The 18,231-nt window shown below is 54.2% G+C and carries 17 protein-coding genes; 6 read left to right on the plus strand and 11 right to left on the minus strand.

Annotation, left to right across the window (positions count from 1 at the left end; translation table 11 throughout):
* Positions 1-2: 2 nt before the first annotated feature.
* Entirely contained in the window at positions 3-1,748 is a 1,746-nt protein-coding gene (locus tag CJA_RS16250; RefSeq protein ID WP_012488947.1) for an autotransporter assembly complex protein TamA, read from the minus strand.
* Between the two features lie 139 nt (positions 1,749-1,887).
* On the opposite strand from CJA_RS16250, the gene CJA_RS16255 reads away from it, so the two are divergent.
* The 5 genes from CJA_RS16255 (at position 1,888) to CJA_RS16275 (ending at position 6,282) form a co-directional block, all read left to right on the plus strand.
* Positions 1,888-2,745: a 23S rRNA (adenine(2030)-N(6))-methyltransferase RlmJ gene (locus CJA_RS16255; RefSeq protein WP_012488948.1), complete on the plus strand. Its 858-nt coding sequence runs from the start codon at positions 1,888-1,890 to the stop codon at positions 2,743-2,745.
* 20 nt (positions 2,746-2,765) lie between these two features.
* Entirely contained in the window at positions 2,766-3,155 is a 390-nt protein-coding gene (locus tag CJA_RS16260) for a hypothetical protein (RefSeq protein ID WP_012488949.1), read from the plus strand.
* 4 nt (positions 3,156-3,159) lie between these two features.
* Positions 3,160-3,513 (plus strand): DMT family protein, encoded by a 354-nt coding sequence (locus CJA_RS16265; RefSeq protein WP_012488950.1) that lies wholly within the window; start codon positions 3,160-3,162, stop codon positions 3,511-3,513.
* Between the two features lie 104 nt (positions 3,514-3,617).
* A complete protein-coding gene (locus tag CJA_RS16270; RefSeq protein ID WP_012488951.1) occupies positions 3,618-5,534 on the plus strand; it encodes a putative bifunctional diguanylate cyclase/phosphodiesterase in 1,917 nt (638 codons plus the stop codon).
* Positions 5,535-5,730: 196 nt separating this feature from the next.
* The gene (locus CJA_RS16275; RefSeq protein ID WP_012488952.1) at positions 5,731-6,282 is read left to right on the plus strand and encodes a cytochrome b; all 552 of its coding nucleotides are present in this window, start codon (positions 5,731-5,733) and stop codon (positions 6,280-6,282) included.
* A gap of 40 nt (positions 6,283-6,322) precedes the next feature.
* On the opposite strand, the gene rnk is transcribed toward CJA_RS16275, so the two are convergent.
* Positions 6,323-6,709, minus strand: coding sequence for a nucleoside diphosphate kinase regulator (gene rnk / locus CJA_RS16280; protein ID WP_041551669.1), 387 nt, complete (start codon positions 6,707-6,709; stop codon positions 6,323-6,325).
* 28 nt (positions 6,710-6,737) lie between these two features.
* Here rnk and CJA_RS19405 point away from each other — a divergent pair, with 28 nt between their 5' ends.
* Complete coding sequence (locus CJA_RS19405; protein WP_148208908.1) at positions 6,738-6,950, plus strand: hypothetical protein; 213 nt, start codon at positions 6,738-6,740, stop codon at positions 6,948-6,950.
* A gap of 73 nt (positions 6,951-7,023) precedes the next feature.
* Here the strand turns inward: CJA_RS19405 and CJA_RS16285 are convergent, their stop codons facing one another.
* The 9 genes from CJA_RS16285 to hemC form a co-directional block, all read right to left on the minus strand.
* Complete coding sequence (locus tag CJA_RS16285; protein ID WP_012488954.1) at positions 7,024-8,145, minus strand: hypothetical protein; 1,122 nt, start codon at positions 8,143-8,145, stop codon at positions 7,024-7,026.
* Positions 8,146-8,180: 35 nt separating this feature from the next.
* Positions 8,181-9,563: an MATE family efflux transporter gene (locus tag CJA_RS16290; RefSeq protein ID WP_012488955.1), complete on the minus strand. Its 1,383-nt coding sequence runs from the start codon at positions 9,561-9,563 to the stop codon at positions 8,181-8,183.
* A gap of 33 nt (positions 9,564-9,596) precedes the next feature.
* Positions 9,597-10,862, minus strand: coding sequence for a dicarboxylate/amino acid:cation symporter (locus CJA_RS16295; protein WP_012488956.1), 1,266 nt, complete (start codon positions 10,860-10,862; stop codon positions 9,597-9,599).
* A gap of 2 nt (positions 10,863-10,864) precedes the next feature.
* Positions 10,865-11,512, minus strand: a complete 648-nt coding sequence (locus tag CJA_RS18850) for a DUF2799 domain-containing protein (protein ID WP_049765487.1) — start codon at positions 11,510-11,512, stop codon at positions 10,865-10,867.
* A gap of 115 nt (positions 11,513-11,627) precedes the next feature.
* On the minus strand, positions 11,628-14,015 hold the full coding sequence (gene pbpC / locus CJA_RS16305; protein ID WP_012488958.1) for a penicillin-binding protein 1C: 2,388 nt from the start codon (positions 14,013-14,015) through the stop codon (positions 11,628-11,630).
* A gap of 3 nt (positions 14,016-14,018) precedes the next feature.
* Positions 14,019-15,227: a heme biosynthesis protein HemY gene (locus CJA_RS16310; RefSeq protein ID WP_012488959.1), complete on the minus strand. Its 1,209-nt coding sequence runs from the start codon at positions 15,225-15,227 to the stop codon at positions 14,019-14,021.
* Complete coding sequence (locus tag CJA_RS16315; protein WP_238526783.1) at positions 15,227-16,348, minus strand: uroporphyrinogen-III C-methyltransferase; 1,122 nt, start codon at positions 16,346-16,348, stop codon at positions 15,227-15,229. Before CJA_RS16315 ends, CJA_RS16310 begins: the two co-directional genes overlap by 1 nt.
* A gap of 41 nt (positions 16,349-16,389) precedes the next feature.
* Complete coding sequence (locus tag CJA_RS16320) at positions 16,390-17,223, minus strand: uroporphyrinogen-III synthase (RefSeq protein ID WP_012488961.1); 834 nt, start codon at positions 17,221-17,223, stop codon at positions 16,390-16,392.
* A complete protein-coding gene (gene hemC / locus CJA_RS16325; protein WP_012488962.1) occupies positions 17,220-18,167 on the minus strand; it encodes a hydroxymethylbilane synthase in 948 nt (315 codons plus the stop codon). Before hemC ends, CJA_RS16320 begins: the two co-directional genes overlap by 4 nt.
* Positions 18,168-18,231 lie beyond the last annotated feature (64 nt).

Consider the following 18,231-nt stretch of genomic DNA (forward strand, 5'->3'; position numbering starts at 1 on the left):
GCTTATAAATCCGGTCCCATACTGATGTGTATCCGCCACCCTTCATCGCCATCCAATGCCCTGGCAAAATCCAGGCGCACCGGGCCTATGGGCGAAATCCAGCGCACCCCCAACCCGACGCCGCGCTGGAACTCAACATTTTCCAGGGTATCTGCCGCATTACCCAGGTCGTAAAATGCAGCCAATACCCAATCCTTTTCCGGCAGGCGGTAATCGTATTCGACACTCGTCGTCAGCAGGTGTTTACCGCCGATGACCTCTTCCTCGCCATTGACAATCCCGGTAGGGCCAAGCGACTCATAAGCGTAACCGCGCACACTCTGGTCACCACCGGCAAAAAAGCGCACCGACGCGGGCAGTTCGTCGAAATCCACGGTCGAGGTAGTCCCCAGCTCCGAGCGCCATAAAAGCCGCCCGGGCCCCAGGGCGGTAATCCATTTGGCGCGCCCGTAGAACTGCACAAAACTGAAATCGGAACCTAAAGACTGGGGCGACCCCGAGAGTTTCCCCAGCAGTGACCAGCCGCTTAATGGATAGGGATTGCCATCGGTGCGGGTACGAGTGAAGGATACCGAAGGCACAATCAGATCAGTGCTGACGGTGCGCCCCTGGATCAGCGATGACTCCTGCTCATAATCCAGCGCATAGGTTTGCAACCAGCGATTGCGCTGTAAAAAGCTGTAGCTGGTACCGTAGACATGCTTGGTGGTGTTCTTGGTATCGCTATTTTCATCCAGGTAGCGGGTGTAGATGCGCAGGAACTCCTGCGCCGGTTTCTGCATGGGGATGGTATAGGCCACTTCCGCCGTGGTTTTAATTTCCGAGGTATTGAGGTCGGCGCTCAGGCGATGGCCGCGCTGGTTGATATAGCGATCCTCATAGCCCAGCAGCAGGCGCGGCCCGGTATCGGTCGCCACACCGGCACCCACGGAGTATTCGCGGCGTTTGCGCTCTTCCAGCACGATATCAATCGCTACCTCGCCATTTTCCAGCTCCTGCAAATTGGGCGATGCGGTGGTCACGGCGAAATAATTACTGGCATTTAGCTGGGTGCGCAAATCCAGCAATTTATCGCTGTCGTAGGGGTCGCCTTCGGAAAAGGTAAGGTAGCGGCGCAGAAATGCTTCCGACAGTATCTTGTGTTGCAGGTTGATGGCGCCGATCTTGTAGCGCGGCCCGGTGTGGTAGACAAGGGCAATACGCGCCGATCGTTCGGCACGGTTGACCTCTACGCGCGACAGGGCAAATTCGCCGTCAAAATAACCATGGGCAGCCGCATAAGTACCAAAGCGGGCTTTGAGTTTTTCGTAATTATCGTGGTTAAGGCGATTGCCTATCTTGATACCGGGATTTTCAAACAGCGGCTGGAAAACCGGATCGGCCTCTCCCGGCCCCAACACCTCGATGCGCAGCTCTGTCACCCGTACAGGCTCGCCGGGCGTCAGCTTGATTTCCAACCCCCAACAGTTATCGCCGCGCGTCAGTTTGGCTTCGTATTGCAGCTCGTAATATCCCAGTGCCTGAGACGCCGACCGGATTTCCGCCTCGCTGGAGCCGAGCAAGGCATTCAGGCGCCAGGGCTGGGTAGTGCAGCTTTCTTCAGCGATACTCAGGTAATGGCGAATGTTTTCGCGCAGGCTTTTAATACCGCCACTGATTTCTATTTCAGGTGTTGCAGCCAAGGCTTGCCCGACAGCACAAAGGGGCAACCACCACCACACCCGAAAACGGTTTAATACAGTCAACATTCCATTCCCATTGCGCCAGAAGGCGGGTACTTTAACCTGACAAACCATGGGCGAGAAAGAACCCGCTATGCCGCCCGCAAACTGCCGTGGCTATAATGCCCGACTTTTGTCTGCCGCCCCCAGGGGAGCCCCACGCGTTATGCTCAGTTATCGACACGCCTTTCATGCCGGCAATTACGCCGACGTCCTTAAACATGCTGTGCTGATCCACAGCCTTGATTACCTGCAACAAAAAGAAAAACCCCTGCGCATTATTGATACCCATGCCGGCGCCGGCCTCTACAAACTCAACGGAATCCAGGCCCGGAAAACCGGTGAGTTCACTGCCGGTGTCGGCAAAATCTGGGAGCTGGCCAAAGCCGGCGAACCGCTACCTGCCGCTATTGCGCATTACCTGGAAAGGATAGGCCAGACTAACCCTTCAGGACAGCTGACTCGCTACCCCGGTTCCCCATGCCTGGTGCATCAGCAGTTGCGCCCCCAGGATCGGCTCTTCCTGCACGAGCTGCACCCCACCGATGTCCAAATCCTCAAGGAGCATCTGGGGCAGGACAATCGCGTCAAAATTGCCGATGAAGATGGCCTGGCCGGAATGCTGGCACTCCTGCCACCGCCCGAGCGGCGCGGGCTGGTACTGATTGACCCCTCCTACGAAGTCAAAAGTGATTACCAACGGGTGGCCAAGCAGATCATCCAGGCCCACAAACGCTTTGCAACCGGAACCTATGCACTCTGGTATCCGGTCGTGGCGCGCGCGCGCATTGATGAACTGGAGAAATCCCTGAAAAAATCCGGTATCCGCAATATCCAATTGTACGAATTGGCTGTGCGTGCCGATGGCCACGAGCAGGGCATGACGGCCAGTGGCATGATCCTGATCAATCCCCCCTGGACACTCTGGCAGGCCATGGAGGAAGCCCTGCCCTGGCTGGTCGACCACCTGGGTGATGCCGCTACCGGAGCCGGCTATCGCCTTGAACAATTGGTCGAGGAATAAACCATGACAGGAGCCGACCTATGAAAATCTCCACCAAGGCAGCCCTCTACTCGGCATTTATCTTTCCCGGTGCCGGGCTCTGGTACCTCAAGCATCATAGTCGCGCCCTGGTGTTTGGTATCCCCGCCCTGCTTGCCGTGATCTACCTGTTTGTCGGCGCCTGGCGTATTGCCCAGCGCATTGCAGAGGACCTGTCGCGCGACATCCTGGCCACTGGCCAGTTCAACCTGAACCTGGGTGAGATACTGCTCCAGGTTCGCCAGGCCACGGCAGCCGACCCCAGCCTGGAACAGGCCCAGTGGTTCTTTGTGGCCGCCTGGCTGATCAGTATCTTCAGCAGCTATGCCGTAGGCCGCCTGCAAGAGCAGCAGGGTACATCTCCCGACACTCCCCCCGCCCCCAAGGAGTAACACCATGCACCCCAGCCTGATCGCCATAGGCCTGTTGTTTTGCAGCAATATCTTTATGACCTTCGCCTGGTACGCCCACCTCAAGGAGCTGAACCAGAAACCCTGGATCATCGCTGCGCTGGTCAGCTGGGGAATTGCCCTGTTTGAATACTTGCTACAAGTACCTGCCAACCGCATCGGCTATACCGTGATGAGCGTGGGGCAGCTCAAAATCCTGCAGGAGGTGATCACCCTGTCGGTCTTCGTCCCCTTTGCCATCTTTTACATGAAAGAACCGCTCAAACTCGACTATCTCTGGGCGGGGCTGTGCCTGCTGGGCGCGGTCTTTTTTATGTTTCGCGATAAATTACACAGTTAATTCGGGCATATTGAAACAGTTCGGCTATAACTAAAGGTGACCCGGGGTCGCCAAAAGCAGCGCCCAGACTCGGTCACGTTTTACTATCAACCCGGTCACAGCGCATGAACCAACCACCAGATTCCCTGCCCACACCCAATGGTGCCGGGTCAATACACCAGGATTTCGCCCGGCAAAAAGCCCGGCGCCTGTTGCAGATTTTGCGTGTCACCCAGATTGCCCTATTGACCGTTACCCTGATTTTCATCGCCCTGGGCCTCTACCGCGATATGGTGGTCATAGTCGCAACGGGCCTGCTGCTATTCAGCGTGGACTGGGCCGTAGCCCATAAGAAAATCGACCTGGGTACCTGGATCCTGTTTATCAGCCTCAGCCTGATGCTGTTCTACCTGGCCTGGACCGGCAATGGCATCCGCGGCAGCGTCCCGCTCGGTTTTAGCGGTATCCTGCTGTTTGCAGCCCTGCTTGGCAGTCGGCGTCAATTGCTCATCCTGATGAGCCTCGCGATTTGCATCTGCCTCCTGATCGGCTACCTCAACCAGGCCGGTATACACGTTAACCAGGTCCTGCCGACCACCCTTGCCACAGGCGCTATCGCCGCCGTGGTATTGGGTGTGATCGGCTTCAGTGCGCTGATGCTGGCCGAGGATTACCGCCAGGCCCTGACCGAACTGGAGCGGGAGAACCAACTGGTTAAAAGTGCCAAGGACCACATCGAACACCTGGCCCTGCACGATCCCCTGACCAACCTGCCCAACCGCAGCATGGCCCAAGCTGGCTTCCGTGAGATCTACGCGCGCACCAAGCGCCAGCAACAGCTGTTCGGCATCATTTTTATCGACCTGGATAACCTTAAACCCATCAATGACTCCCTCGGCCACCAGGCGGGCGACCACATCCTCAAGGAAGTCGCCCAGCGCCTGATCAGCTATACCCGGGATGAAACCCTCGTCTGCCGTTACGGCGGCGATGAATTCCTGGTCTTCCTGCCCAATATCCAATCGGCAGACGACGCCTCCGATGCCAGTGTCGACATACTGCAATTGATCTCCCAAACCTACCTGTATCGCAATATCGATATCTTTTGCACCTGCTCCATCGGCATTGCCCTGGCACCGCAAGACGGCGATAACCTCGACGAGCTGATCAAAAAAGCCGATATCGCCATGTATCACTCCAAGGATTCGGGCCGCAACAGCTTCCGCTTTTTCAATTCCTCCATCAGCCACAACATGCTGGAGCACATCAGCCTGATCTCCGGTATGCGGCGCGGCCTGCAGGAACAGCAGTTTTCCTTGCACTATCAACCCAAAATTGATTTGCAGAGCCATCGCATTTGCGGCTTTGAGGCGCTCTTGCGCTGGAACCATCCCGAACAGGGATATATTTCCCCGGCTACGTTTATTCCGCTGGCAGAATCTTCCGGGCTCATTATCCAACTGGGCGAATGGGTCATTAATGAAGCCTGCCGACAAGCGCGCGCCTGGATCGATGAAGGTATGCCGGACTTCAGCATTGCCATCAATATCTCGTCCATCCAGTTCAAGCGCGGCAATATAGATACCCTGGTTTTCAACGCACTCACCCGCAACCAATTGCCGCCGCAATACCTCGAACTGGAACTCACTGAATCCCTGTTGATTGAAGACAGTGAACGTCTCGCCAACACCCTCGCCAATTTGCGTAGCGAAGGTGTGCATTTCTCCATTGATGATTTCGGTACCGGCTACTCCAACCTGGGCTATTTGAAAAAATTTGAAGTGGAAGCGCTCAAGATTGACCAATCCTTCGTGCGCAAAATGGATAACCACAGCGGCGATGCCGCCATTGTCCGCGCCATTATCCAGATGGCCAGCAGCCTGGGGCTAAAAACCATTGCCGAAGGGGTGGAAGATGCCAGCACCGCTGCCCTCCTGCGCGGCCTCGGTTGTACTTACGCCCAGGGCTATTACTGGGCAAGGCCCATGCCCGTCGCCGATGCCAAACACTTCTGGCTTACCTGGATAAAAGACAAATCCTGATCCGGCACAAACCAAGCCTTGTTATACGGAACAGGGCTGGTTAGAACCCCTTCTCATTCACACCAGGTCCCTAAAAAAACGCCTTGCATAAAATTCTGCAAGGCGTTTTTATTGTCGCGTTAAGCCCCTCAGCGATTTATGCACCCGGGCTTACCAACCGTTTAAGCCGATACCATTTTAATAATCGAGAATAACGATGCTTAGAGATTCAACCCAAGGCTTTGGCCTTATCAGTATTGTATTGCACTGGATCAGCGCCCTGCTCACGCTGTTTCTATTTGGCCTCGGAGCTTATCTCACCGCCTATGGCTACTACCAAAGCAATTACCTGCAAATTGCACACCTGCATTACGCCCTGGGTATATTGCTGTTAATGATTGTGCCGCTACGCCTGCTATGGCGCCTCACCAGTAAAAATCCGACCAGCCTGGCTCCCACTATCGGAATGCGTATCGGCATAGCGCTCAGCAAACTGGGGCTTTATGTCATGCTATTGGCCATTTTAGTCAGCGGCTACCTGATCTGTACTGCCGAAGGTCAAAGCATCCAGGTGTTTGGCTGGTTCCAGGTTCCCTCGCTGGTGCTACTTGAAAACGAACAACTGAATATCGCCAGCCTGGGCCACAAATACCTGGCCTGGGCACTCATCGCCCTGGTGGCCATCCACGCCGGCGCCGCCCTGGTACACCACGTCTGGCGCAAGGACAAAACACTGGTGAGAATGCTCAAACCCCAAAAGCCATCCTGATGATTCCCACCCGGTAACATCCGGGCACCCGCGGCCCGGGTCAGTTCACTTGTTTTACCGCAATCACTTTCAAGCGCCGCACTTTTCCCTGAGGCACAGGCCAGTCGATACTGGACCCAATGCGCAAACCGATCAGCGCACTGCCCACCGGTGACAAGATTGAAATCTTCAACTGGTCGACATTAGCCTGTGCCGGAAACACCAGCTGAATCGTCTTCTGTTCACCGGAATCCAGATCCTCAAATGTCACCTCGGAATCCATCGCCACCACATCCGCAGGCAATTGCGCATCGGCAACGAGGGTAGCGCGCCCTATTTCAATATCAAGCGCCTCCGCAGCCGGGGAGTCATTATCCTCAATCAACTGAACCAGGCGCTGATAATCACTGTTACTGATCACCAATGAGGTCTCTGTAGTAGCAACCATCTTTAATTTCTCCAAAAAATAGAACGACATGACGCTGCAAACAACAGCATCCCAACGAAACTTAACAAAAGATCTGGCAGGTTTTTTGGATGATCCGGCGATTAAGCAAAAACCAAGCTGCCTAATCGCCCTATGCGTGAAAAACGCAAAGAGCAAGGCTCTCCTGCGCGAAGATAGAAAATTGAGGGGTGATGAAGAGGGAAATGGTGTTCATTTACAAACAATAGCACTTGGTGGATAGAATTTGCAAGTAACCTCTATTAAATCCCTTCCTATATCAGCCAAATAAAAAATTGCCAAAAAATTAAAGTTACTTATTTACTGTAACTCATATATTGACTCAAGTATGGGATTACAAGAATTGTAGAGATAAATAAAACATCTACCCCCCATGAAGCCCAGCTCTGCCACTCAGCCATCAATGAATCCAGTTCAAAATCCTCAACATCCTTAAATCCTGATTTTCTTTGAAGATTACTCCATTGCAATTCAAAAAATGACCGAGGAATGGCAAGAAAAATAGCACATACAACAAATAAAAAAATATGGGCAACCATCACATTACCTGTATTACCCAGTGGAGATTTTTCCCATAACCAAAAATTACAGATATAAGCTGCAACCTGAAATTTAGCAGCTAAATAGGCACTTACATAGACTTGGAGCTTCACAGCAAACACATCAAACTTCAATTCACTCAGAGCATTTGGAGCAACACTTTTAAGTGCCTTTGCAATCCTGATAGTACCAGAAAAAACACTCATAAAAAAAGTCAATGAAATAAGAGTAAAAAGCAAAAGCAAGAAATTCAAAAGAAAGTAATAGACACCAAGAGAACTAAGCTTGACATCACCTGACGGAAGCTTTTCCAAAAACCAGTATGTAAAGCCTACTCTTTCTATATTACTGACATCACTAATATAGGTTGAAGTAAGTATGAACGCCACAGCAAGCAAGAACAAAACCAACAGTGGTACTTTCCAATGAATAGAGGATATTTCTATTGGTTTACAACCAAGTATCTCCTCTAACTCCCTTATATGATAGAAACCACCAATTACTGATGATATAACCATCGTCCCTCCAGCCACATACGCAGGAACAAAAACAATATAAATCCATAAATTATGTACATCAGTAAAAAAATAAACTCTACTAGGATCATCTCCCAAATGAGTCCCTAATAGATAGGACCATATACCAGGAATAACAAGGCATAGAATCCAAGAGATTAAGACTGCATAAACAGCGATATAAAACCGACCTTTGGATGTAAGAACAAAGAGCTTTGTTCTAGGTAGATTTGGAGCCAAATCGACAAAAACAGCTCGCCATAACACAATAGGAATACGAACCCAGAGTCTCTCAGAAAAACGCTCAGCAATACCAACTAATAAATTAACCAGTGAAGGTTTTCTATTACTTTTGTGAATCATATTTTTCCCTTTTAATGGTTTAGTCAACGACTGAATCACCGTTCACTCAAATTATTCATCCACTTACGGCTGATAACCCGCCGGATTACCGGAATAAATTTGAGTCCGTCTTCCAGGAACATGAATGCATAGAGATAGACGAACGATAGCTGGCTGAGGAAAACGGCAGCCATGTAGATAGGCAGGCCAAATACCCACATGACGATGGTGTCCGTAATCAGTGTGAAACGATTGTCTCCTCCGGCGCGCAGTACACCGATAATGCGCATCATGTTAATAATTTTTACCCATACCAATAAACAGAACACGGCGAGGGTGTTGAGTAAAAGCTGGGTCGCAGCTGCGTCCAGTTGATCGAAGATGCTGGCAATCCAGGGCCGCAAAAACCACAGGGATAGGCTAAAAACGACCAACAACACTATCGTCAAGCGATCAAAAAATTGATGCAGCCTCCAGGCATTGTCGTTATTGCCTGCACCTAATTCCCTTCCCACTAAAACCGCAGAGGCATTGGCAAGCCCCACAAATAATGCGAAGAATGCACTTTCGATGGGAACGATAACGCCCATCACGGCTAATGCCTGGGTTCCGGCAAAGCCGGTTACAAAGTGATAGGTGGAGTTGCCAATAGCCCAGATAGCATAGTTGGCAACCAGCGGCAGGGAGAATCCAAGATAGCGTGCCACTTGCTGGCGATCAAAACCTTCGCGCAATTGCGCAAGGCTCAGTGCGTAATTGTGTTTTTTGCCGTATACCCATCCCAGCAGCACCATCAATTGCAAGGCACGCGCAATCACCGTTGCCCAGGCAGCACCGGCAACCCCCATGGCGGGAAAACCCCAGTTGCCACTGATCAGTGCGTAATTGAGCAGGATATTCACAATGGCAGCGACAACGCCGGCCAAGAGTGGCAATGCTGTCTGGCCCTGGGTGCGCAACGCAGCTTCGTAGATAACAATCCACTGCGTAATAATTAATACCGGTGCGGTGATAACCAGATACTGCGCGGCCAGGTCGACCACCTCCGGGTCCGGATTTATCCATCCCACCCAGGTATGGGCCGCGACACCAAACACCAGCATCAACGGGATCATGATGGCACTACCCACGACCAGGGTGACTGCCAGGGTGCGCTGGCAGCGATGGTAATCCCGTGCGCCGAGATATTGCGCCAGCAAAATACTGCAGCCTGTTGCCAGGCCACTCATCAACACTAACAACAAAAAGTGCATTTTTGCAGCAAGCCCAACCGCTGCAATCGCAGCAGAGCCCAGCACACCGACCATGATCACATCGGCCATTCCCAACAGGGATTGCAGGATCATCTGGGCAGCTACCGGAATGGCTAATACCAGAATGCTTTTCCAGAGCTGGCCTCGCCGGGAGAAATCCACACCTTTATGTTCTACCCAGCTCACTGGTATAACTCCATCCGGATTGCGAAAAACAGCTTAGCGTTCGGTTTGCGGGTTCGATTCCGCTGCTACCCAATGATCGACCAATACACTGCCAATCATATCGCCCTGCACATTCACCGAGGTGCGTATGGTATCGAGCAAGCGGTCAATGGGCAGGAGGATGGCAATGGCCTCAGCCGGCAACCCTACCGCTTGCAATACCATAACCATGGTGACCATCCCGGCGCTGGGAATTCCCGGCGCGCCCAGGGAGGCAACCATCGCCATTAGCATCACCACCAATTGCTGTCCCAGGCTCAGGTCGACACCGACCAAATTGGCAACAAAGAGCGCCGCCGCCGCTTCATAAAGTGCCGTACCGTCCATATTGATGGTTGCACCGAGCGGCACGACAAAACGCGATACGCGCTGGCTTACCCCCATTTGATCGGTACATTGCAAGGTGATCGGCAAGGTCGCCGAGCTGGAGCTGGTCGCAAAGGCGGTGATAAGTGCCGGGCGCGCACCGCGCCAAAACCAGAGCGGGGATTTGCGCGTAAACAGGTAAAGGATAAGAGGTAATACCACGACACCATGGATCAGTGTGGTTGCAAAAATCAATACAATAAATCCACCCAGGCTGCCCAGTAATTCGCTGTCTTGTGTGGCAACCAATCGCGTTAACAACGCCACTATACCCAGAGGGGCCAGCCACATAATCCAACCCACAATGCGCATCAGTAACGACAATAATTCCTCTAGTAAACGAACCACTGTCTGGCAGTTTTCACCGCCCATCACCAGGGCTACACCCAGGATAATGGCAAAGGTTACCACTGCCAGGATATTGCCCTGCGCCAGTGCCGCAAAAGGATTCTGGAACAGGCTGCGCAAAAATTGCGACGCAAAATCACCGGGAGAAAAACTCTGGACTGCAAAGGCTTCGGTGTACTGGGAAAACATAGCCAGGGTAATTCCCTGCCCCGGCTTAACCAGGTTGGTCATCACCAATGCCAGCACTATGGCCAGCGCCATGGTGCATACGAAAAATACCAGGGTTAGTTGCCACACACGGCGCGCTTGATGGTGGCGCTGCAAACTGGAAATGCCCACTACAATCGATGCAAAGATCAGGGGCACCAGCACCATCTTGAGCAAATCGATAAACAGGTTGCCCGCCAGGTTGGAAAAATACAGCACTGTGACACGAACTTCATGCTCCTGTTGCAAGCCCTGCAAACCATAGCCTATGGCCAACCCAAGTAAGGCTGCCAGGAAAATCTGTACATTCAAGCTGGGCCAGGAAAAACCTTTTGCCATGTTTAATACCCCAAGCGCTGGTGGTGTTGCTGCAAATCGCGATAGTCGAATTGCAAATTGTTGATGTTGCGCTCGATGTGGGTTATTTCGATTTCAGCATCGGCAATTTTCCTGCGCAGCTTTTCCAGGGCACGCAAATGGTCTCGCCGCTCATTGGCGGTGCTGGCCGGATCAATAATATCCAGCTCGTGCTGTGCAATTTCCTGTTGGTAGCCGGCGATATCGCTTTGATAGCTGCGCAGACTATCCTGCTGGTCTTCAATGTTACGGGTAATGGCATAAAGTGCCTGTCCATCGCGATACGCGCGTAAAAAGGCGGGTTCCAGATCCGCCGGACAAATACCTTCGTACTTGCCACCGTTTATACCCAATTGATAAGCCGTTGGACGCACGCAGTACTGACGCGCACCCTCGCGATACCCTTGCTGGTAGCGATCCAGGTCCGGGACAACATTGATTCGAGCACAAGCCTTGCGATGTGCACTGATCGTCGACGCATTACGCCCCTGGGTCGCGTCTTCGTAACCAACCAGACGCCAGTCAGCTGCCAGGCACTCCTGTTCGCTCATGGAGGCACAGCCGTTTAACCCCAATAGGATTGCTGCCAGGGTGAACACACCCCAAATATGTGTTTCTGTTTTTTGTCCCATCAACCTTGCCACCATGATTGCTGCCCACGTTACTTATAAGCGGTCGCTGTAAACGTCGTCATAAAACACCCATTAAATACCAAAGCGGCGGCTTCCTCAAAGGTGGTGCGCCTATTCACTCATCTGCTGATTGTCCCAATACCCGGAAACGCCGCTCCAAACGATTGCCATCCTGGTCCAGCAACAACAGTGTGTGTTGCCCAGGCTCCAGGCTCACCGCCTGATCGTGGAAGACGTTTGTTTCACCAAGGTATTGATCATCGAGATGCCAATACAGGCTGGCAGCAGGATCGCGATGGATAGCCTTGAGCACAACCCGGCTGCGCCTGCCATCCAGGTCAACGGGAATGTACACACGACTGGTGTCATTGGGGTAGATCAGTGCAATCGGGCTATCCACCTCCTGCGCCTGGGCGCCTTGCCGGCAGTCAGCGCGCCAGGGTGGAAGCGGTTTGTAGTTGGCGTGATAACGCCGCCAGTAAAACTCCTGAACTGGCGGCAATACAAACCAGTCCCGGGTTTGCATACGACTCACTTGCTCGCAACCATCATGAACCCGGAACTGGCCCTGTTCATCCAGATGGATACGTCGGTGATAGGGAGTGATACGTTCGAAGTGGCTATTGCGGGGAACCTCCACCGTGTTGGCATTACACTGCCCTCCCGCCAGGAAACCATCATCCCGGCAAACGCTAATCGCCTTGAGCGCCGCTTCAGGTTTGGCAAACCAGGAGATTTTAGGCAGCGTATCGAACAGGTCAAACAGCACAGGAGCCGCGCTGGTTTGTCCGCTCAGGAAATTAGCCGCCTCACCATCGGCATTACCCGCCCAGACGCCAATGGTATAGCGACCATTACTGCCGATTGCCCAGGCATCGCGCAGGCCATAACTGGTGCCCGTCTTCCAGGCGATGGTTTGACTACCGGCGAAATCACGCCAGTAGTTATCCCGTCCTGGACGCGCCACTTCGATCAGTGCCTGCAGGGTGAGCCAGGCCGCGCCCTGCCCCATCACATCCCGGCCCTTGCCCGTCGCAGGCTGGTCGACCAACAGCGCAGGTTCCCCCTGCCAGGCTCCGGTGCCAGCGCGCGCGCTGGCTGCCATGCGCGCGTAGATCGATGTTAATTCCCACAGGGTTCCCTCCGCACCGCCGAGGATCAGCGTCAGGCCATAGGCATCCGCCGGGCGAAACAGGGTCGTCATCCCCATGCGTTGCAATTGCTGCTGGAGGCGACCGACCCCATAGGTACGCAGCAGCCGCACGGCGGGAATATTCAGTGAATGGGCCAGGGCCTGGTGGGCAGGTACAGCGCCGCGATAATCGCGATCATAGTTCTGCGGTGTATAGCCACCAAAATGGGTCGGGATATCGGCTACCAGGCTATCCGGGCTGATCTCACCCTCGCTCAACATCAGACCGTACAGCAAAGGTTTCAGCAGGCTACCGGTGGAGCGGGGGCGCTGGACAATATCCACCGCCGGGGCAAATTCCGGGTGTTGCCGCCAGGGCTGGTTGCCCACATAGGCCAGGGTGCGCGCTTGTCGGTGATCGATAATAACCAGTGCAAGGTTGTGCACACCTTCATTGGCCAGGCGTTCACCATGGCGCTGTGCAATCGCCTGGGCGCGACCTTGCAGGGCCGAGTCCAGGGTTGTATGAAACAGCGATTGCTCCGGGTAGCGAGCGCTGAGTGTCGATAGCAAATGCGGCGCCGATTGCGGCAAAGGCTGGGGACGATCCGGTAAAGGTTCCAGCAGGGCTAATTGCAAATCCAGCTCACTGAGCAGCCCCCTACCCTGCAGTCGCTGCAACAGCTTGTTACGCTTGGCGTGCAGGCGGTCGCGCTGGCGACCGGGATGGATCAGTGCAGGACTGTTGGGCAGTACCGCGAGCAAAGCCGCTTCGGCCCAGGAGAGGCTTTCCGGTGGGCGCCCGAAATAGCGCCAGGCTGCTGCGCGCAGGCCCACAATATTGCCACCAAAAGGGGCATGGCTGGCGTAGGCAAGCAGAATTTCCTGTTTGCTTAAACGCCACTCCAGCTGCAGGGCAAGCCATGCCTCCGCTAACTTGTTGCCCAGATGACGCTGGCGCTTGCCCTGCGCATCCTGGCGCAGCAAACGCGCTAACTGCATAGTCAGGGTACTGCCACCGCTCATTACCCGCCCGGCGCGCAGGTTCAGGTAGGCAGCGCGCCCTACGGCGAGGGGATCTATGCCCGGGTGATAAAAGAAGTGACGGTCTTCAAAGAGAAGCAGTGCTTGCCGGTACTTGTCAGGCAGGGTCTCCACCGGTGCAAAGCGCCATTGCTGGTCACTGGCAATGCTGGCTCCCAGCAAGCGGCCATCATCAGCGACTAACAGCCTAGCCTGGGGTTTGTGGTAAAGACTGGTGGGGAGCGGCCATAGGCTCAGCCCCATCAACAGGATGAACAACCCTGCCAAACCGGCTCCCAGCCACCTATAACGCCGCCAACGGGCAATCCTCCCGGTGGGCACGGACATGGATCAGCCCCGGTGGTCAACCAGCTGTAAGCTCTGGCGATAGTAATCGGCACTGGCTTTGTGATCGCCCAACTTGTCCATCAGCGCCGCCAGCTCCATCGCCGTTTCGACCTTGGCACTGAGTTTAAAACTGCGCTGGAAATAATCGCGCGCCGCGTCCCACTGCTCCAGGCGCACCATCAGGCGTCCCAGGGTCAGCAGTAAGTGGGGATCATCGCCGTGCTGTTTGAGCCAGCCTTCAGCCATGCGCAATTGCGCGCGGATTTCTTTTAACTGCAGGCGGCCATACAGATTGACCAACGGTGGATACCACTCGCTATTCAACATTTTACGCACCAGCGACTCAGCCTCCTGGTCGTGGTAGTTGTCTACCAGCGCCTGGCTATAGGCAAGTACAACTTCCGGTGTTTTTTGCTGCGCACGCGCGAGGTCTTTCCACTGCTGTTGCAAGAAGGGCAAACGCTCGGCGATCAATTTTTGCTGCGCCGCTTTGCCAGCATCGCCCAGCTGCTCCACGGCCAGGCGAGTCTCCAGCTCTTGCAATTCAGGTGCGGAGAGCACTTTAGCCTTGCGCATGGCCGGAAACATTTCCTGCAGGGCACGCCAGTTATTTTGGGCAAGATAAATCTGGTGCAGCAAATCCAGTACCGCCGGCAAACGCGGTTGCTCTAACTCTATGGGCTTGATAATCGCCAGAGCCTGCTCGTAGCGACCGGCTTGTATCTGCAGGCGTGCACGGGTTAGTACCACGGGCAATTCGCTATTGGGATGTTGCCTGGCCAACTCCAGCAAGCGCTCAGCCTCTTCCTCATCCCCCATCTCAAAACTGGAGCGGGCAGCCGCCAGGTAATTGGGCAGCGGGAATTCAATTTTTTCGAAAGTGCGCACCAGTTTTTTACGCGCCTCCACCCAGTCGCCGGTCAGGTAATCCACCATGCCGCTGGCCGCGCGTTTTTGCGCGCGTTCAACACTGCCAAATAAAAAGATTTCACGAAAGCGGCGCGTCACATGGATACTGCCCTGGATCAATTGGCGGATCAGCCAGATAACCCCATAGAGCAGCACCCCCAGCATGGCGGCCATCCACAGGGTCATTTCAATGGTTTTGGTACCAAAGGCAATCAACAGATAACCATCGCCCTGCGCCAACAGAAAAATCAGTGCCGCAATAATCAGCACAAAAAACACGATACCGAGCAAGCGACGTTTCATTAGCGGCCTCCACGACGGGCGGCCGCTTGTTTCTCACGTCGCTCCATATAATCCGCCAGGGCGGTTACGCTGTTATGGAAATCCGTCAGTTCCGGGGCAACTACTTCGTTTTGCAGGGACTGCAATTCACTGAGTACGGCATTGGCCTCCGCATTCAGGGCGTAATACTGGTTGATCCAGTTTTGCGCTTTTACCAGGCTTTCCTGATAAATCTGCGCCTCGTTGTGCAACAGCGAAACCTGTGCCTGCTCTAACATCAGGCGCAAATTCTGCTGTAAATAGGCTTGCTGGCCCGGCGGCAATATGGCGTTAACCGTTTTACCGTGGTCGCGCACACGAATGTAATTACCCAGCTTATGCAGCGCACTGTAAAAATAGCGACTGAGTTTTTGGCGGAAGGTTTCATCGAGTGGGACTTCCGGTTCTTCCACTTCGTCGAGGGAACTACCCAAGGGCTCAATAAAAGGAATGGCGTCAATGCGGTTAGCCAGTGCCGCCAGGCGCAGGAAAATCCCTTCGCGATCCACGACACCCGCCAATTTTAAGACGGCGATTTCCTCAGCGAGTACCTTGCGCACCGCGATGAGCTCAGGCTGGTCGACATCGCGCAAAATATTATCGGCAGAAATGGCCAGTGCCAGGGCATTCTGGCTGTCTTTTTCCAACAGGATACGCTGGTTGGCCAAGCGCAATAAGAACTGCGCTTCCGCCAATTTCCACTGATCGTAACTGGTGCTGGTCAACGCTAATACCCGCGCCGAATTTTTGCTGAGCTCTTCGGCTAATAAATTCAGGCTGGTTTGGATGTTATCTTGCTGGTCAATTAATTCTTTTTCAAAATCTTCCTGCAACGCCCTCAATTGCTGCTGGTCATCGCGCGCGCGCTGATCCAATTGCTGTTGCAATTTATCCAAGGTCAGATGTTGCCCCTGGCGATCCTGGTAAAACCAGAAACTGATCGCAGCCAGGGCGAAGGAAAGCAGCAGCACCCACAGAGCGATAAAGTAAACACCCAATGAACTGCGTGGACGAGGCTCATAGTGGCGCGCTTGCACGGAAGCGACAGGCGCTTCCGGCGCGGGGATGGAAGGGGATACGTCAGGTGTAGTCTGTTCAGTCACGGCAACCAATCTCATTCCGGGGTCACACAAGACCCCATGCATTAACAATCGTTCAGTGATACAGCGGCAGCACGGGCGGCAACCAGGGCCTGGGTCATGGCTGCATCCGTAGCATTTTCGGCCAGCAAACAACGGTGAAAACCGGCGGTTTGTGCCTGGTCTCTAATACGCTCACTCGGTACCAACAACCAGGCCCGCTGCAAGCGCCCGCGCAAGGGGGATAATAAAGGCAGCTCCAATAGCTGCAACAAATGCTGCAAACTCTCACCACTGTGCAAAGCCATTACCTGCTGTCGCGCCTGCCAACAAGTGATGTCCGCCAATAATTGATGGAGCCCCGTTGCAGCATGGGACGGCAGGCATCGCTCATACAGCTCACAATAGTCCACCTGGGCACCGCGTGCACGCAATACATCGCCCATATGGCCACGCCCCCCCAAACCGCGGAAGATGATAACTTTTTCTCCCGCGACCTGTTGCAGGCTTGCTGCTTCCAACAGGGCTTCACTGGTCATACTACCAGACTCAGCCTGGGCCAAATCCGTGACGGGGATACCATGCACCGCCAACTCACGCGCAGTAGTAGCGCCCACGGCAAAGTATTCAATACCGATAGGCAATTGCGGCCAGTAGCGATCGAGCCAATCCATGGCCTGATGGACGGCGTTCTGGCTTACAAAAATAGCTTTCTGGTAAAGGTCAAAATCCATCACCCGGTTCTGGATGGCGCGCTGCCGGGTTTCATCTTTTAGTGGCATGATTTCCAGCAAGGTCAGCAATCGTGTAGCGAAACCCTGGGCCTGCAATTGCTTGGCCCAGGGCTCTGCCTGTGCCTGTGGACGAGTGATAATGATTTGCCAGGGCAATTCACTCATTCCTCATCTGCCTCGCCATATACCTGCGCTAAAATGCTGTCCGCTCCCGCCGCCAGTAAACGCTCGGCCAGCTGGATCCCCATCTGCTCACCTTCAGCCACAGGCCCGCGAATTTCATCAAACAACATCTGGCTACCATCAGGCGCACCGACCAACCCGCGCAACCAAAGCTCACCCCCCTGCTGCAAGGCATAACAGGCGATAGGGACCTGGCAGCCGCCTTGCAGGCGCCGGTTCATAGCGCGCTCGGCCAGCACCTGTTCCGCTGTTGGCTGGTGGTGCAAAGGCTGCAACAGTGCCAGCGTGGCCTGGTCCTGCATACGGCATTCAATACCGACAGCGCCCTGGCCACCGGCGGGCAGTGAAACCTCCGGGGCAATCAAACTGCGGATACGTGCCTGCAGCTCCAGGCGAATCAGCCCCGCAGCGGCAAGAATAATTGCATCATACTCACCATCATCCAGTTTCTGCAGGCGCGTTTGCACATTGCCACGCAGGAATTTCACCTGCAAATCCGGACGCCTTGCCAACAACTGGCACTGGCGGCGCAAGCTGGAAGTACCCACGACAGCGCCTGCCGGCAGGTCATCAAGGGATGCAAAGCGATTGGAGACAAAGGCATCGCGCGCATCTTCACGCGGGCAGATAACCGCCAAGCCCAAGCCGTCAGGGAACTCCATGGGGACATCTTTCATGGAGTGGACAGCAATATCAGCAGCGCCGGCCAAGAGCGCCTGTTCCAGCTCTTTCACAAATAATCCCTTGCCCCCCACCTTAGCGAGCGGCACATCCAGGATCTTGTCGCCGCGACTGGTCAGGGGAACCAGCTCCACACGCAAGCCTGGATGATGGCGTTCCAGTTCGGTTTTGACATAGTCCGCCTGCCAGAGGGCGAGCAGGCTTTTGCGCGTGGCGATACGCAACAGGGAAAGAGATACAGACATGGATTCGAACACTTAACAATCAAGAGAGGCGCGAATCATACCACTGCCCCCGGTGAGAGGCACG

Source organism: Cellvibrio japonicus Ueda107, from assembly GCF_000019225.1.
GTDB classification, from domain to species: Bacteria; Pseudomonadota; Gammaproteobacteria; order Pseudomonadales; family Cellvibrionaceae; genus Cellvibrio; species Cellvibrio japonicus.

What these genes read in the sequence shown, in the direction of transcription:
- CJA_RS16250 (WP_012488947.1), bottom strand. Translation starts at nt 1,748, where the DNA reads ATGTTGACTGTATTAAACCGTTTTCGGGTGTGGTGGTGGTTGCCCCTT.
- CJA_RS16255 (WP_012488948.1), top strand. Translation starts at nt 1,888, where the DNA reads ATGCTCAGTTATCGACACGCCTTTCATGCCGGCAATTACGCCGACGTC.
- CJA_RS16260 (WP_012488949.1), top strand. Translation starts at nt 2,766, where the DNA reads ATGAAAATCTCCACCAAGGCAGCCCTCTACTCGGCATTTATCTTTCCC.
- CJA_RS16265 (WP_012488950.1), top strand. Translation starts at nt 3,160, where the DNA reads ATGCACCCCAGCCTGATCGCCATAGGCCTGTTGTTTTGCAGCAATATC.
- CJA_RS16270 (WP_012488951.1), top strand. Translation starts at nt 3,618, where the DNA reads ATGAACCAACCACCAGATTCCCTGCCCACACCCAATGGTGCCGGGTCA.
- CJA_RS16275 (WP_012488952.1), top strand. Translation starts at nt 5,731, where the DNA reads ATGCTTAGAGATTCAACCCAAGGCTTTGGCCTTATCAGTATTGTATTG.
- rnk (WP_041551669.1), bottom strand. Translation starts at nt 6,709, where the DNA reads ATGGTTGCTACTACAGAGACCTCATTGGTGATCAGTAACAGTGATTAT.
- CJA_RS19405 (WP_148208908.1), top strand. Translation starts at nt 6,738, where the DNA reads ATGACGCTGCAAACAACAGCATCCCAACGAAACTTAACAAAAGATCTG.
- CJA_RS16285 (WP_012488954.1), bottom strand. Translation starts at nt 8,145, where the DNA reads ATGATTCACAAAAGTAATAGAAAACCTTCACTGGTTAATTTATTAGTT.
- CJA_RS16295 (WP_012488956.1), bottom strand. Translation starts at nt 10,862, where the DNA reads ATGGCAAAAGGTTTTTCCTGGCCCAGCTTGAATGTACAGATTTTCCTG.
- CJA_RS18850 (WP_049765487.1), bottom strand. Translation starts at nt 11,512, where the DNA reads ATGGGACAAAAAACAGAAACACATATTTGGGGTGTGTTCACCCTGGCA.
- pbpC (WP_012488958.1), bottom strand. Translation starts at nt 14,015, where the DNA reads ATGTCCGTGCCCACCGGGAGGATTGCCCGTTGGCGGCGTTATAGGTGG.
- CJA_RS16310 (WP_012488959.1), bottom strand. Translation starts at nt 15,227, where the DNA reads ATGAAACGTCGCTTGCTCGGTATCGTGTTTTTTGTGCTGATTATTGCG.
- CJA_RS16320 (WP_012488961.1), bottom strand. Translation starts at nt 17,223, where the DNA reads ATGAGTGAATTGCCCTGGCAAATCATTATCACTCGTCCACAGGCACAG.
- hemC (WP_012488962.1), bottom strand. Translation starts at nt 18,167, where the DNA reads ATGTCTGTATCTCTTTCCCTGTTGCGTATCGCCACGCGCAAAAGCCTG.